At 30.7% G+C, this 15,918-nt stretch carries 13 protein-coding genes and 1 pseudogene; all 14 read left to right on the top strand.

The window, feature by feature from the left end; translation table 11 throughout:
• Positions 1-7: 7 nt before the first annotated feature.
• Positions 8-2,365 (top strand): GumC family protein, encoded by a 2,358-nt coding sequence (locus ACFJGY_RS14130; protein WP_379965002.1) that lies wholly within the window; start codon positions 8-10, stop codon positions 2,363-2,365.
• Positions 2,365-3,795, top strand: coding sequence for a lipopolysaccharide biosynthesis protein (locus ACFJGY_RS14125; protein WP_379965000.1), 1,431 nt, complete (start codon positions 2,365-2,367; stop codon positions 3,793-3,795). The genes ACFJGY_RS14130 and ACFJGY_RS14125 overlap by 1 nt, the downstream gene beginning before the upstream one ends.
• Positions 3,792-4,436, top strand: a complete 645-nt coding sequence (locus ACFJGY_RS14120; RefSeq protein WP_379964998.1) for a CatB-related O-acetyltransferase — start codon at positions 3,792-3,794, stop codon at positions 4,434-4,436. The genes ACFJGY_RS14125 and ACFJGY_RS14120 overlap by 4 nt, the downstream gene beginning before the upstream one ends.
• A 74-nt stretch (positions 4,437-4,510) precedes the next feature.
• Complete coding sequence (locus ACFJGY_RS14115) at positions 4,511-5,548, top strand: EpsG family protein (RefSeq protein WP_379970193.1); 1,038 nt, start codon at positions 4,511-4,513, stop codon at positions 5,546-5,548.
• 45 nt (positions 5,549-5,593) lie between these two features.
• Positions 5,594-6,427 carry a glycosyltransferase family 2 protein gene (locus ACFJGY_RS14110; protein ID WP_379964996.1) on the top strand — a complete coding sequence of 278 codons (834 nt, stop codon included), beginning with the start codon at positions 5,594-5,596 and terminating at the stop codon, positions 6,425-6,427.
• A gap of 197 nt (positions 6,428-6,624) precedes the next feature.
• The gene (locus tag ACFJGY_RS14105; RefSeq protein ID WP_379964994.1) at positions 6,625-7,353 is read left to right on the top strand and encodes a glycosyltransferase family 2 protein; all 729 of its coding nucleotides are present in this window, start codon (positions 6,625-6,627) and stop codon (positions 7,351-7,353) included.
• A 120-nt stretch (positions 7,354-7,473) separates the two neighbouring features.
• Positions 7,474-8,550 (top strand): glycosyltransferase, encoded by a 1,077-nt coding sequence (locus ACFJGY_RS14100; protein ID WP_379964992.1) that lies wholly within the window; start codon positions 7,474-7,476, stop codon positions 8,548-8,550.
• 133 nt (positions 8,551-8,683) lie between these two features.
• Positions 8,684-9,652, top strand: coding sequence for an NAD-dependent epimerase/dehydratase family protein (locus tag ACFJGY_RS14095; protein ID WP_379964990.1), 969 nt, complete (start codon positions 8,684-8,686; stop codon positions 9,650-9,652).
• Positions 9,653-9,849: 197 nt separating this feature from the next.
• A complete protein-coding gene (locus ACFJGY_RS14090) occupies positions 9,850-11,004 on the top strand; it encodes a hypothetical protein (RefSeq protein ID WP_379964988.1) in 1,155 nt (384 codons plus the stop codon).
• Between the two features lie 86 nt (positions 11,005-11,090).
• Positions 11,091-11,550, top strand: a pseudogene (locus ACFJGY_RS14085) (adenylyltransferase/cytidyltransferase family protein).
• On the top strand, positions 11,547-12,092 hold the full coding sequence (rfbC, locus tag ACFJGY_RS14080; RefSeq protein ID WP_379964986.1) for a dTDP-4-dehydrorhamnose 3,5-epimerase: 546 nt from the start codon (positions 11,547-11,549) through the stop codon (positions 12,090-12,092). Before ACFJGY_RS14085 ends, rfbC begins: the two are co-directional and overlap by 4 nt.
• Before the next feature lie 126 nt (positions 12,093-12,218).
• Complete coding sequence (locus ACFJGY_RS14075) at positions 12,219-13,610, top strand: exopolysaccharide biosynthesis polyprenyl glycosylphosphotransferase (RefSeq protein ID WP_379964984.1); 1,392 nt, start codon at positions 12,219-12,221, stop codon at positions 13,608-13,610.
• 88 nt (positions 13,611-13,698) lie between these two features.
• Entirely contained in the window at positions 13,699-15,000 is a 1,302-nt protein-coding gene (rimO, locus tag ACFJGY_RS14070) for a 30S ribosomal protein S12 methylthiotransferase RimO (protein ID WP_379964982.1), read from the top strand.
• A 515-nt stretch (positions 15,001-15,515) separates the two neighbouring features.
• On the top strand, positions 15,516-15,884 hold the full coding sequence (locus tag ACFJGY_RS14065; RefSeq protein ID WP_379964980.1) for a septal ring lytic transglycosylase RlpA family protein: 369 nt from the start codon (positions 15,516-15,518) through the stop codon (positions 15,882-15,884).
• The last annotated feature ends 34 nt before the right edge of the window (positions 15,885-15,918 follow it).

Here is a 15,918-nt window from a genome sequence, read left to right as displayed (position 1 = left end):
TACTTAAATGGACGTAACGAGGAAAGAAGAAGAATTCAATTTGAGAGAAATAATAAAACCTTATACCAAAAAATGGTACTGGTTTTTTATAAGTGTTTTTATTGCACTCATATTGGCTGTTCTTTACATGAAATATACAACGCCGGTATATAAAGTACAATCTAGTGTTCTTATAAAGGATGCGAAAAAAATGTCAAGCGCTTCAGGTGATTTCGGAGTGTTGGCGGGATTAAGTGGTTTTGCCGGTATGGGAACCAATAGTATAGAAAATGAATTGGAGATTTTTAAATCCAAAAAATTAGTTGAAGATGCCGTTAAAACACTTAAACTTCAAACTTCTATATTTTCCAGAGAGGAATTTCATGATGTAGAATTATACAAAGATACAAATCCGTTTAATATTCAGGTAGTTACAGAAAAGCCATATGAAGAACTTCCTAAAGAACCAGTAGATATTAAAATTGAGGGTGATAAGATTACATTATCTTCAAAAGAACTTAAGAACGATATTGTAACGACATTTAACAAAACAATCAGCTTTCCCTATGCTAATTTTATAATCACTAAGAATAAAAAATTTAACCCTAAAAAGGTTAAAAAAATGCTTCTTAATGATTTTTATTTTAACTATTCTGATTTTGAATCCGTTGTTAATGATTTCCAAGAATCTATAGAAGTAGATCTTGTAGACAAAGATGCAACTGTTATCGGTTTATCAATGGCTTCTATAAATAAAGATAAGGCTAAAGATTTTCTTAATAATCTTATAGATATTTATAATGAGTACGCCATTACAGATAAAAATACAGAATCAAAAAATACTAAAGATTTTATAGATGGCAGAATTGTAATCATATCAAAAGAACTGGGTGTTGTAGAAAATGAGAAAGAGAGATTCAAGGTTGATAACAATATTGTTGATATACCAACAGAAGCCAAACTGAATTTGCAACTCAGTACAGAGTCTCAAAGAAAAGGTTTGGAATTGGATACTCAAATAGAGTTGACAAATATTCTTATCAATTATGTTAACACTCAGAGTCCTAATCAAATTATCCCGACTAATATTGGAATAGATAACTCTGAAGCTACTTCAAACATATCGGCATATAATAAGCTAATTCTTGATAGAAATAGAATGCTGGAGAATGCAACAGCAGAAAATCCACTTGTAGTAGAGCTTACTAAAGACATCAATGCTTTGAGAGGTGCTCTTAAAGAAAGCCTTAATAAAAATATTGCAGCATTAAAATTGTCCAGAAATAGTATTGAAGATTATGCAAGAGAAAAGAATCAGAAAATAGATAAAATTCCTTTTCAGGAAAAGTTATTCCGTAATATAGAAAGACAACAGCAAATAAAAGAAGGACTTTATCTTCTACTATTAGAAAAAAGAGAGCAGGCTGCAATAACTATGGCAATTACCAGTAACAAAGCTAGAGTTATAGATTATGCCTATGCTGCTCAAAAACCAGTTGCACCAAAGAAAATGCTTTCTATTTTGGCAGCTTTGATTTTCGGAATGTTGATACCGTTTATTTATATATATTTAAGAGAATTACTTAATAATAAACTGACAAGCAAACACGATCTGGAAAAACTTACAGAAACACCTATTCTTGCAGAGATTCCAAGATTGTACAAAAAAGATGATGAACTTATAAAAATGAATGATGTCTCACCTTTGGCAGAATCTTTCAGGATATTGTTTACCAATGTTAGCTTTATGCTGACAAAAAAGAATGAAGCAAAAGTGATTTTTATAACATCTACCGTAAAGGGAGAGGGTAAAACCTTTGTATCTGTCAATCTTGCTTTGGCATTAGCGTCTATTCAGAAAAAAGTTTTAGTAATTGGGTCCGATATAAGAAATCCTCAATTACAGAGGTATAATCCTTCTATGAAAGGTGCAAAAGGACTTACGGAATATCTTTATGGAGATGTTAACAAAATTGAAGAAATCATCTATCCAAGCGGATTTAATGACCAATGTGATTTTATATATTCCGGAAGTATACCACCAAACCCGGCTAATCTATTGCAAAATGGAAAATACCCAATACTTTTAGATGAATTGAAAGATAAATATGATTATATCATACTGGATACAGCACCATTAATGCTGGTGACAGACTCGTTCTTGATATCCGAAAATGCAGATGCTACAATATATGTTACAAGATCAGAAGTTACCGAAAAGAATTTTATAGATTTTGCCAATAAAAATATAAAATCTGAAAAAATTAAAAATGTTGGTTTTGTACTGAATGATGTTCATAAAACTAATTTCGGTTACGGAAATAAATATGGCTACGGATATCAGGCAGATAAAAAAAACTGGTTCCAAAAATTATTTAACAAATAATGGTTAATAACGACCAGTTGTACAAAGGTCTAATTTGGAGTGCAATAGATAAATTCTCCATCATTGGGATTCAAATTGTTTTTGAAATCCTGATGGCAAGGATTCTGTCTCCAAAGGAATATGGCCTTATGGGAATGTTACTGGTCGTTATGTCTTTTACGCAGGTATTTATAGATAGTGGATTTGGTAGTGCATTAATATTCAAAAAAGATAGGACAGAAACAGATTTTTCTACAGCTTTCTATACTTCGGTATTTTTAGGCGTAATAATTTACGGTCTGTTATTTACTTTAGCTCCATATATTAGTGAGTTTTATAAGCAGAATATCACATTACTGATTCGGGCAGTAGGTATCAGTATTATCCTTAATAGTATATCTGTAATCTATAGAACCCGGCTCACGATTATAATAGATTTTAAATCTCAGGCAAAATTTTCCTTTTTTGCGGTTTTATTGTCTGGTGTTATCGGTCTTGTCCTTGCTTACATGGGATATGGGATTTGGGCTCTTATATTTCAAAATATTTTGCTGGCATTTTTTAATATGCTGTTTCTATTTATTAATCTGAAATGGCTGCCAAATTTAGAATTCTCTAAAAAATCTTTTTTAGAATTATTTAATTACGGTTCAAAGTTGTTATACGCTTCTATTATCAATTCTATTTATATCAATTTTAATTCAATATTATTAGGCAAATTTTATTCTACAAAGTCACTTGGGATTTATACAAAAAGCTTCCAATTCACAATTTTTCCAGTTACTATATTTACGGGTATTTTACAGAGGGTCTTTTTCCCTTATCTTGTAAAGTTTCAGGATAATTACGATGGATTATATTCTCATCTTAATAAGTACAATAAGGTGATTTTTATAATTCTTTTACCCATAATTACCTTAGCTGTTTTATTTTCTAATGTATTGATACCATTTGTATTATCAGATCAATGGAGTGAAATGACAAAACCATTTAATATATTATTAATTGCAACTTTATTTTATCCTCTTATCGTAATGAATATGAATATATTTCAGGTAATTGGAAAGACATCAAGATTTTTGTTTGTAGAGATTCTTACCAAAATAACAGGTTTAGCAATCACACTATATTGTTATAGATACGGGCTTGTTGGGATTTGTATTGGAATATTAACTCAGTTCATCATCCAGTACTTAATTACATCTTACTTTGTAGCTAACTCATTGAAAAAAAGTTTTTACAAAACGATTAATATATTTCTTTATTTTTTGTTGTCAGTAGTTATTTATTTAATTAGTAATTATATTTTGAGCACTAGTGAGGCGTTTTTTTTGAAGGTAGCAATAGTTTTTTTATTTATAGCTGTTTCCTATGGAATTATCTATCAACGTCTTTACGGGAGACAAATATTGAACGCATATCTTATGGTCAAAAAAAAATATAAGAAATGATTTGGTATATTTTAAAATCTTTTATTAAAATTTTTTCTGATCCCATCAAATTTTCAGTTTTTAAATATAGATGGGAACAAAAAAACAAGCATAATTACACTTATCCTTCCAAAGTGGAATTTCCTATTGATAAAGTTGAAGTTGGTAATTTTTCTTATGGTCCTTTAGAAGTTTATTCCTGGAACCATAAGGATGAGGTTCTTAAAATAGGAAGTTTTTGTTCCATAGCGAGTGGCGTCAAGTTTTTATTAGGTGGTAATCATGAGATGAACCATATATCAAGTTTTCCTTTTAGATTTTATTTTCAGGGAAAAGATGAGGCAACTACAAAAGGACCCATAATTATAGAAGATGACGTCTGGATCGGGATGGATTCTATATTACTTTCCGGTATAAGAATCGGTCAGGGATCTGTGATTGCTTCCGGGTCTGTAGTTACAAAATCATTTCCACCATATTCAATAATCGGAGGAAATCCTGCCAGAATTCTAAAACAGAGATTTGACAATTCAAAAATAAAAGATTTATTAAAATTAGATTTTAATAATATTAATAGAAATTTTATTACGGAGCATATTGAGGATTTTTATAATAAGGAAAATTTTGATAGTATAGTCAAGAAACTATCAAAAATAGATTGACAAAAAAATTGATTTTGGGATATTTAATATTTATTTTTTTTATACAGTTTGTAATAGGGCAATTAATTGAAAATGTGCCTTCAAAATTTGTATCCAAATTTTTTAATATTGTTCTTATAATATTTGTTTTCATTTTCACTTTAGGAATCACATATACCGCAGATTGGGATATGTATTATGATTTTTTCAAAACTGAAAATGATGAAACAGATTATGTCTTTTATAAACTGAGTATACTTTTCCATTCATTTCATTTTACTTTTAAAGAGTTCTATCAGTTTCATATTATTGTAATAACATTTCTTAACTATTTTCTTATTACCAGATTTACAAAAAATTACTTTTATGTAATGTTGGCATATATGGTTATTAACTATGTTCATTCAGTCAATCAGATTAGATACTATATGGGATTTCCCATCTTTATACTGGGATGCTACTATCTGCTATATCAGAAAAGAACATTTTTGGGTATTCTTCTGCTGATTTTATCATATTTATGTCACACGGCATTGGCTGTAGTTTTGATTGTCATCCCAATCTATTATTTTGTTCCTATAAAAAAATATTTTAATTATATATCAATACTGGCGATTATTACTGGTGTTATTATATATTATATGTTCAAAGCACAACTGGGAGTAGGAATAGAACATTTTGGAGAGTATTTTAAAGAGGAAAATACATCCAGTATAATGGGAGGAATATATAATTCTGTGCCGAATATTATAGTAACGGTTTATTTATATATATTGACTAGGCAAACACTCAAGCGTTTTCCAGAATATTATAATGACAGGATGTTTGTTTTCTTATACAAGATTTGTTTCTTCCCGGTAATATTTATTATTCCTTCCTTTTTTCTTCTTATTTTGGGGCATAGATATGTCGTTTCGTTCTATATATTATGGGTAGCTTTTTTTCTGTATATGGTCAAAGATCTGAACCATAAGGAAAGACTGTCAAAATTTATTCTCTTCAGTTCTATACTTTTACTGGCTTCTTTTTTCTATTATGTAATCCCAGAATATATTGACTCCAAAAGTGGTACTATACCAGAACTGGAAGAGATTCTTGAATCTATTAAATATTTAAAAGACATTATTTTCTAATATTATAAATAGTAAATATCTATAGATTAATTTATATAAATGACAATGGACCGAATCGCAATCTTACTTTCTACTTATAATGGTGAACTTTATTTGGAAGAACAAATTGATTCTATAATAAATCAGGATTATAAAAATTGGGATTTGTACGTAAGAGACGATGGATCCAAAGATTCTACCATAGAAATTATTAGAAATTATTCTAAACAATATGATAATATTAATTTTTTGGAAGATGATTACAATAAAGGTGCAGCTCTGAGTTTTATGTATTTGCTTCATAAAGTGGAGTCGGATTATTATATGTTCTGCGACCAAGACGATGTTTGGTTAGAAAATAAAATAAGCAGCGTCTATAATCTTTTAAAAAAAAATACCACTGAAAAAAATCAACCTATCCTGATTTTTTCGGATGCGAAAGTGGTAGATCAAAACTTAAAAATTATTGATAATTCTTTTTGGAAATACAATAAAACTCCTCCAGCGTTGATGCTAGATTGCCCGGACTATATCTCAGTTTTCAATTGTGCACCAGGCTGTACAATGATCTTTAATAAAGAATTGAAACTATCATTATATGATAACGATGACAAACTTATCATGCATGATTGGTACATTATGATAAAAGCACTGAAAAATGGCATAGTAAAATACATTGATATGCCATTAATGCTGTACAGACAACATCAAAGTAATGTTTTAGGTGCTTCCAAAATATCTTTTAAGGATCGATTTTCAAAGTTTTTCAATATTAAAAATTCAATCAATTCTCAACTCGAAGCTTTTAGATTTGTCAGAAAATATACAAATGTTAATATTTTCGAATATTATAAACTAAAACTCAAATTCAATTTTTTAAGATTTAAAATAAATCATTAAAATCTATTTTTTTTAAAGACTTTTTGTCTATTTTTATAGCTTTGAATTAATAATTCATAAGTGGAATAATATTGGTACATACTTTTGAATATTAATTTTTTGAGGTTTATAAATTATTAATAAAGTCTGTAAAATTATTGATATTGTGAAAAAAGCTAGATTATATGCTTTTTCCCGAGAAACTAAACTAATAATGTATGAAAATAAGTGTTTGTATGGCAACATACAATGGAGAGAAGTATGTCCAAGAGCAATTGAAATCCATTTTAGTACAATTGAAAGATACGGATGAAATAATTATCTCAGACGATCATTCAAAAGATAAAACCATTGATATGATAAAAAATATCAATGATCAAAGGATTCATATCTATTATAACAAAGGTACAAAAGGTTTCACTGCAAATTTTGAAAATGCTTTAAGACAAGCAACAGGAGAGATTATATTCCTTTCAGATCAAGATGATGTGTGGCTTCCCGGAAAAGTCGAAACAGTTGTTTCTAAGCTACAGCAATATGATTTAGTTGTTACCAATTCTAAAGTTACAGATGAATTCCTGAATGTTACCAATGACTCATTCTTCAGCATTTTTAATTCCGGCCCCGGCATCTTCAAAAATATCATGTATAACACATATTACGGATATTCTATGGCTTTCAGAAAAAAAGTTTTGGATTATGCATTGCCTTTTCCAAAAAACAGAGAAGTGGCCTTTGATATTTGGATTGGCTTCGTAAGTGAAATTATTGGTAAAGTAAAATTTATAAAAGAACCATTTGTTCTTTACAGAAGAAACAGCGATACAGTGACAACCATCAAAAAAAGTAACAGATCTTTACAAGGAAAATTATATAAAAGATTTATAATTATGAAAAGCGTAATATTGTTTTTTTTTAAAGTTAAGCTGAAAATCATAAATTTATAGAGAAGAATCAGAATTTTGTATTTGAAAGAATTAAATACTATTTTTATTTGTTTAATTTTAAATACAATTTTTTATTAAATTTCCAGTCTATCATACTATAAAAATAAATTATAAAAGTTAATGATGAAAATTGTACATATAGCAGAAGCGTTTAGTACAGGTATATATACTTATTTACGTGATTTAACGTCTTATATGACTAATGTTTCCGGCGCAGAAAGGTACGAGATCGTTATCATTTATAGTAAAAGAGATGTACTCGACGAGTCCAAAATTAAAGACGATTTTCCAGAAAACATAAGGTTCATCAAAGTTAAGATGACCCGTAATATCAATCCGAAAAACGATTTTCAATCTTTTCTTGAGTTGAGAAAAACACTGAAAGACGAGCGCCCAGATGTTTTACATTTACATTCTTCCAAAGCAGGAGTACTTGGGAGAATGGCCTCTGTCGGTATTGTAAAAAGGGACAAAATTTTTTATTCTCCTCATGGCTACGCCTTTCTTCGCCAGGATATTTCGCCAACAACGCAGAAACTTTTCCGCTTCATAGAAAAATTTGTACAATTTTGTTTCGGTGGGATTACAATTGGATCCGGGGAAACCGAATTAGAATTTGCCCGTAAAATTGGAAAAACTTATTTTGTAAGAAATGGGGTGGATTTTAAAAATCAACGTTTCACACAAGATGTAAACGATCATAAAAAATTTATAGTAGGAACAATTGGTGTCCTGCATGAACAAAAGAATCCGTCTGGTTTCAATGAGATTGCACTTAAAATGCCTGATGTAGATTTCATTTGGATTGGAAATGGAGAGTTAGCAAATCAGATTACAGCCCCCAATGTTACCATCACAGGTTGGGTAAGCACAAGAGAAGAATTACTTTCCAAAACGTCTACTTTTGATGTTTATATGCAGGTTTCTCTTTGGGAAGGATTATCTATCGCTATTTTGGAAGCAATGGCATTAGGAAAACCAGTCGTAGCAAGCAATATTGTAGGAAATAAAGATTCTGTAGAGGATGGAAAAACTGGATATTTGATCAATACAACAGACGATGCTGTTTTGGCAATTAGAAAATTGCAAGATGATTCGCTTAGAGCAAAAATGGGAAAAGCATCATACCAACGTTGCAAAGATCTATTTGATAAAGACAAAAATTTTGGAGAGTTAATAAGGATTTACGAATCTTAAAATACTTGGTAATCCGAATTTCATTTGCAGAAAACATTAAAGATCGTAAACGAAACGGATCATAAATTATAAACCTTTGAAATTAAACTGATAAGGCTTATAGATAAGATTTTAAAAACTAATTAATACATAAATGAATTATTTTATATTTGGAGGTTCGGGTTTCATTGGGACTCACTTAGTTAATTATTTAAAAAATATACAACCAGATTCAAAAATATATAATCTAGACATAAAAGAAAACAATCATAATGGTCAATCTGTTTTTATATCATGTGATGTGAGATCAGAAATTGATATTAATGTTTCGGTTTCTGTTGATGATATTATATTCAACTTTTCAGCTGTTCATACAACCCCAGGGCATCCCGACCACGAGTATTTTGAGACAAACATAAGAGGAGCGGAAAATGTCGCTGCATTTGCAGAAAAATTCAAAGTAAAAAAAATACTTTTTACTTCATCTATTGCGCCTTATGGTGCGTCCGAAGAAATGAAGGATGAAAATACACTTCCAATGCCAAATACACCTTATGGCATTTCAAAACTTGTTGCAGAAAAAATACATATGATCTGGCAGTCAAAAAATGTATCAGAAAGACAATTAACTATTCTAAGACCGGGAGTTGTTTTTGGAAAAGGAGAGAATGGTAATTTTACAAGATTATATTGGGGAATAAAAAGACACAGATTTTTTTATCCGGGTAGAAAAGATACCATAAAAGGCAGTATATATGTAAAAGAACTAGTGCGTTTTATGTTGTATAGGATAGAAAATGCTGATGCCGGAGTAGAAATTTATAACTGTTCTTACGAACCCGCTTTTACTATAGAAGAAATTTCAAATACAATGATGAAAGCTACAGGTATGCATCGTACTATTTATAAAATTCCAGGAGGGTTACTCAAATTCGCCGCCGGAATTATAGGAGCGCTAGGCGGAAAATCTTTTGGTATTCATCCGGATAGAGTAAAAAAACTAATGGTATCTACCAATATATCAGGTAAGAAATTAAAAAACAGCGGATATCAGTTTCATTACACTTTCGAAGAAGCATTGAAGGATTGGTACAAGGATAATAATAATTTGTTTTTGAAATAGAAATTATGTTATCAAAAAAGAAACAGGTCAGTTTATTATCTAAATTGTCAGAATATAGCTACATCGTTATGAGACATTATATTAGCAAAATCTTTATTTATAGTACATTTTTAATTATTTCTATGTCGTTTTACAGTTGTCAGGACTTGACAGCTAGTGTTTCCGTAGACTTTCAAAAAAAAGAGAATGTGAATTCTATGGTAGGTTTTTTACATTTTAGAGATCTTAATAAACTCCAGCCCGACCTTCAAGAACTTAAGCCAAAGTACTGGAGATTCAGATGGCAGGAAACTTCTGTCAGAGATGTGGATTTCTTAATAAAAAATGGTGTTACGCCAATATTAATCCTTAGCGATACTTATGGTTATCCGCAAAATCTTGGTAAAAACTGGAACACACCTTTGATATCGAATGATTATAAATCTGTTACACAAAATATCTACTCAAAATTAGGAAACAAAGTCATTTATGATTTATGGAATGAACCTTATATGGAAGACTTTGGCGGATTTGCTCCAGAAAAGTTTTTTTCTCTTTTTAAACAAACCCACGATGCAATTCGATCCATGCCGGGAGGCGAAAGTGCTTTAATTACCGGACCTGCTTTCGATCATTTCAGCCTATCCGATATTGATGACTTTTTGAAATTTTGTAATGAAAATAAAGTTAGAGTAGATGTTTTGAGCTGGCACGACTGGAGACTTGGGGCAGATGTGAAAAAAATTCAGGACGATATCAGCAAAATAAAAACTGAGATTTTACCAAAATATCCCTCTTTGGGTGTCAAAAAAATTGTTCTTACCGAAATTATTCATGGAGAGATCCAATTCTCTCCAACGCAGGTTTATAAAGTTTTTGATGCCTTAGAAAAAAGTAAAATAGATGGTGCCTGCAGAAGTTGTTTTGGAGAAAGTAATGGTGTTTTCAACTGTGAAACTAATACATTAGGTGGTCTCCTGGATCAAGCCGGAAAGCCAAGATCTGTATGGTGGGCAACAAAGTTTTATTCTCAGAGTGTTGAGAACAGGGTTCAGAGCAAAACTGATCTTGATGATTTGATTTCCTTTGCATCTTATAACCAAAAATCTGCCTATCTATTATTAGCGAACAATTATAAAAAATCAATTAAAAATAATAGCATTAATCTATCCAATTTGTTTAATTTGTCAATATTTAGAAATTATAAAAAATTAAAACTGAATATTTATAAAATTCCAACGACTGGTGAACAGGCTTTGGATAAGCCTATCTTTGTGTCTTCCAAGACCATCCAGTCTAAGGGGAAAAGTACTAATATAAATGTGAAAGAATTGTTGCCACAAGAAATTCTTTATTTTACTATCACAAAATAGTCAATATTCATATTCTTTAATATTATTATTATAAATTAGTTAATAATAGTTAAAAATGTTATTTTTGTATCATAAAAACAGTAATTATGAAAACACAAAAAGTTGGGATCACCTTTTCTTCTTTTGATTTGCTCCACGCGGGGACATATAAAAATGCTGGAAGAAGCAAAAACAGTTTGCGATTATCTTATCGTAGGCCTGCAATTGGATCCGACATTTGATCGTCCCAATAAAAATAAACCATCTCAATCTATCGTTGAACGTTACATTCAACTCAAAGCTTGTAAAGATGTAGATGAGATTGTTCCTTATAATACGGAAGAAGATCTTATGGATATTTTGCAGTCTTTCGTTATCGATGTGCGTATTATTGGAAGCGATTATAAAGATAAAAAATTCACAGGAAAGGATTATTGTGAAGAAAAAGGAATAGAAATTTTTTATAACAAAAGAGATCATAGATTTTCTAGTTCAGCACTCAAAAAATCTGTATTTGAGCAGGAACTTAAGAAAATTGATTCTACACTTGGAAAACAAATAGTATGAAAATAAAAGAAACTCCACTTAAAGATTGTTACATCATAGAAGCAACAGTTTTTGAGGATGACAGAGGATATTTTTTTGAAAAATTTAACGAAAAAAAATTTGAGGAATTAACTGGACTTAATGGACATTTTGTTCAGGACAATATTTCAAAATCATCTTATGGTGTGCTCAGAGGTCTTCATTTGCAAAAAGGAGACCATGCGCAAGCCAAATTAGTATCTTGCTTGGAAGGCAAGGTATATGATGTGGCGGTAGATCTGCGAAAGGATTCTCCAACTTTTGGGAAATGGTTTGGAATAGAACTTACTCCTGAAAATAAACTTCAGTTGTACGTCCCAAGAGGTTTTGGGCACGGTTTTTCTGTATTAAGTGAAACTGCCGTTTTTGCATACAAATGTGATAATTTTTATAATAAAGAGTCAGAAGGTGGTGTTTTATGGAATGATGAAAATCTAAATATAGATTGGAAATTACCCTTGGAAGACGTGATTCTATCTGATAAAGATGCTGTGCTTTCTACGTTTTCTGAAAATAATTTTTAACCATTTTAATTTAATTGATCTTTTGGATCTATGTATTTAAATAAATATTATATTTGAATTAATCATTTTATGTTTATTATACATTATGAATTGATGAAATTAAAATTATACTTCATATTTTAGAATATGCCTCTTTATTTCTTAAAAAAATTAACTAACTTTCTTATAGTAGGAGATTATATTATTATTAATATTTTCTTTTTTTTAGGTATTAACTTTTTTATGAATCAAGCTGAATATTCAAAAATTCAGGACGATTATAAAACTCAATTAATAATCCTTAATTTTTCGTGGTACATTATTACGAGGTCAATAAAGTTATATAAAGATCCTTATTTTAGAGATTCTGCAAAACACTTCAACTCACTTAGCAAGGCATTACTGCTTTTTATTGTTTTCTTCTTTTTTAATTTTAATCTCATATATTCAAAAACCATAGATGTGTGGTTTTGTGTAAAATACTTGTTATTTATAACAGCTGTAATGGTGCTGACAAGAATGGTTGTATTTTTATTAAGAAAAAGATATAGAATAAAAATCAGCAGAAAAATTAGTTCAGTTAATACAATCCTTATTGGTAAAAATAATTTCTCAAATAAAATCTTATCAAATGATGATATAAGATCATCTATGGGTATCAAAGGATTTTATTCCTTGGAAAATTCAAATCAAAAAGGAAAGTATCTAGGTGATGTAAAATGTCTTTTCAATGATCTGGAAAATGGGAAGATAGATAATATTATTTTGTGTGACGATTCTATTGATGAAGATATTTATAATGATATAGTCCAGATTGCAGAACATAAAATGATGCGAATCTATATTGTCCCGGATTTCAAATATATTAATATGGGGCCTCACTCTTTGGATGTTATACAAGGCGTTCCTTTTCTGAAGTTGATGCCGGAACCTTTGACTAACTCTGAAAATCAATTTGTAAAAAGATTTTTTGATATTGTCTTTTCATTATTTGTCGTCGTTTTTATATTATCCTGGCTTGTTCCGATTGTAGCTTTGATAATTAAATTGGAAAGCAAAGGCCCAATTTTTTTTATTCAGAAAAGATCCGGTATCAAGAACGAACCATTTAGTTGTATTAAATTTAGGAGTATGGCGATCAACAGCCATGCAGACTATGCAACAGCCAAAAAAGGAGATAGCAGAATTACAAAATTCGGTAAGTTCATAAGGAAAACGAGTATTGATGAACTGCCGCAGTTTATTAATGTGTTGATTGGTAATATGTCTGTAGTAGGGCCAAGACCTCACATGCTCTCTCAAACAAAACAATATTCCAAAATCACAAAAAAATATATGCTGAGACATATTGTGAAGCCTGGGATTACCGGATGGGCGCAAGTAATGGGTTCTCGCGGAGAAATTTTTTCTGACAAAGACATGGAAAAGAGGATAGAGAAAGATATTTGGTATATTCAGAATTGGTCTTTTTTCCTCGATCTTAAAATCGTATTTTTAACTCTTTACAATATTGTAAAAGGAGACGAACAGGCATATTAATCCTCCCAAATTAAAAATAACACAAATAGAAGGAATCAAAATTTGATTCCTTTTTTATTCCTAAATTTGCAGTCTCAAATTTTTATGAATGCGTACTAAATCAACAGGTAAGAAAAAAATTAATATCGTAACCCTCGGATGTTCCAAAAATGTCTATGACTCAGAAGTTTTGATGGGTCAGCTGGAAGCCAACGGTAAAAAAGTTGTACACGAAGGAAAAGGTGATATTGTCGTTATCAATACTTGCGGATTTATAGATAATGCAAAAGAAGAGAGTATCAACACCATTTTGGAATATGTTGATCTTAAAAATCAAGGTATTGTTGAAAAAGTTTTCGTGACAGGTTGCCTGTCCGAAAGATATAAACCAGACTTGATTCGCGAAATTCCGGATGTTGACCAATACTTCGGAACCAGAGATTTACCTATTTTATTAAAACATCTTGGCGCAGATTACAAACACGAATTGGTTGGAGAAAGACTGACAACAACTCCAAAGCATTACGCTTACCTCAAAATTTCCGAGGGGTGTGACCGCCCTTGCTCTTTCTGTGCTATTCCACTAATGAGAGGAAATCATATTTCTACACCAATTGAAAAATTAGTTATTGAAACTCAGAAATTGGCGAAGAAAGGCGTTAAAGAATTGATTCTGATTGCTCAGGATCTTACCTTTTACGGACTTGATATTTATAAAAAAAGAGCATTAGGCGAATTGCTTCAGGAATTGATAAAAGTGGAAGGAATAGAGTGGATCAGACTTCATTATGCTTTCCCAACTGGTTTTCCAGAAGATGTCCTCGATATTATCAGAACTGAGCCAAAAATCTGTAACTACATCGATATTCCGCTTCAGCACATCAATACGGAACTATTAAAAGCTATGAAACGCGGGACAACTTTTGAAAAGACAAATGCACTTCTTGACAAGTTCCGTGAAAAAGTTCCGGATATGGCCATCAGAACAACATTGATCGTTGGCTTCCCAGGTGAGACGGAAGAAAAGTTCGAAGAGCTGAAACAATGGGTGAGAGATCAGAGATTCGACCGTTTGGGATGCTTTACTTATTCTCACGAAGAAAATACAACTGCATATGTCTTAGAAGATAATATCCCGGATGAAGTGAAACAGAAAAGGGTAGAAGATATTATGGAAATCCAGCAGCAGATTTCGTGGGAAAAGAATCAGGAGAAAATTGGTAAGACTTTCAAATGTATTTTCGACAGAAAAGAAGGTGATTATTTTGTAGGAAGAACGGAGTATGATTCTCCAGATGTCGATAACACGGTTTTGGTTCCTGCAAAGGATGTATATATCTCTATCGGCGAGTTTGCGGATGTGAAAATTACGTCTGCCGAGGATTACGATTTGATTGGAGAATTGATATAAACTCAATTTTAAATAATAATTAAGCCTTCAAATTTTGAAGGCTTTTTTTATTTCTGTTAAAATTTTAAGTAATTTTATTTAAATAACTGTTATTCAATTGATTATGATATTTTTATCACTTGTTACAATACCTTTATTTAATATTTTGTTGATTTGATATTAATATGACTATTTTAAAAAATAAATATTCAGTATTGTGAATAATTATTAAATTATTTTAGCTAAAATGAAGTATAAATTATCTAATACGAAAAATTGTTAAGAATACTAATTTGTGTAAAGTGTTGTATATTATGTATTTAACATTTTGGTGATACGATCAATAGTCTTAATTAATTAACAAAATTCAAATTAAATTAACACTTTTTAACAACCTTTGTGGTTTACTTACAGTAAGTGGTTGCGGAAGGTTTACATTTGGATTTTACCCCAAACAAAGCTCGATTCGGTGGAAAGTGAGGTTTGGAGAGGCAATACTGGTATCTTTGCAGAGTCAAAACCAATAAAAATTCAACATGATAAAAAGAATTCTTCTTGTAGTCATAATGATGATTTCCACACTTGGTATCTATTCTTTCAAGAGTTATGCCACAGATGCTAAAACAAGTTTTGCATCGTTCTACCACGATAAGTTTAATGGTAGAAAAACAGCAAGCGGAGAAATTTTCAGTAACAAAGAACTGACCGCTGCGAATAAAACACTTCCTTTTGGGACAGAAGTAAAAATTACTAATTTGATCTCTGGGAAAAGTGTTGTAGTTAGAGTTAACGACAGAGGACCATACCACTCATCACGAGCCTTTGATCTCTCGAAAGCTGCATTTGATTCGATAGGCGACACCAGAAAAGGTACAATAGCAATCGAATACGAAATTATCGACTAAGATTCAACTTAAAGTTTAAAAGCCATCCGGATTC

It is taken from the genome of Epilithonimonas sp. UC225_85 (assembly GCF_042695135.1).
GTDB lineage: Bacteria > Bacteroidota > Bacteroidia > Flavobacteriales > Weeksellaceae > Epilithonimonas.
Note: the sequence above shows the minus strand (reverse complement) of the source record. Positions and strands in the feature narration are given on the sequence as shown.

Coding starts and splice junctions, on each gene's coding strand:
- ACFJGY_RS14075 (WP_379964984.1), top strand. CDS start 12,219: ATGCCTCTTTATTTCTTAAAAAAATTAACTAACTTTCTTATAGTAGGA.
- ACFJGY_RS14110 (WP_379964996.1), top strand. CDS start 5,594: ATGGACCGAATCGCAATCTTACTTTCTACTTATAATGGTGAACTTTAT.
- ACFJGY_RS14065 (WP_379964980.1), top strand. CDS start 15,516: ATGATAAAAAGAATTCTTCTTGTAGTCATAATGATGATTTCCACACTT.
- ACFJGY_RS14095 (WP_379964990.1), top strand. CDS start 8,684: ATGAATTATTTTATATTTGGAGGTTCGGGTTTCATTGGGACTCACTTA.
- ACFJGY_RS14120 (WP_379964998.1), top strand. CDS start 3,792: ATGATTTGGTATATTTTAAAATCTTTTATTAAAATTTTTTCTGATCCC.
- ACFJGY_RS14130 (WP_379965002.1), top strand. CDS start 8: ATGGACGTAACGAGGAAAGAAGAAGAATTCAATTTGAGAGAAATAATA.
- ACFJGY_RS14090 (WP_379964988.1), top strand. CDS start 9,850: ATGGTAGGTTTTTTACATTTTAGAGATCTTAATAAACTCCAGCCCGAC.
- ACFJGY_RS14105 (WP_379964994.1), top strand. CDS start 6,625: ATGAAAATAAGTGTTTGTATGGCAACATACAATGGAGAGAAGTATGTC.
- rimO (WP_379964982.1), top strand. CDS start 13,699: ATGCGTACTAAATCAACAGGTAAGAAAAAAATTAATATCGTAACCCTC.
- rfbC (WP_379964986.1), top strand. CDS start 11,547: ATGAAAATAAAAGAAACTCCACTTAAAGATTGTTACATCATAGAAGCA.
- ACFJGY_RS14125 (WP_379965000.1), top strand. CDS start 2,365: ATGGTTAATAACGACCAGTTGTACAAAGGTCTAATTTGGAGTGCAATA.
- ACFJGY_RS14100 (WP_379964992.1), top strand. CDS start 7,474: ATGATGAAAATTGTACATATAGCAGAAGCGTTTAGTACAGGTATATAT.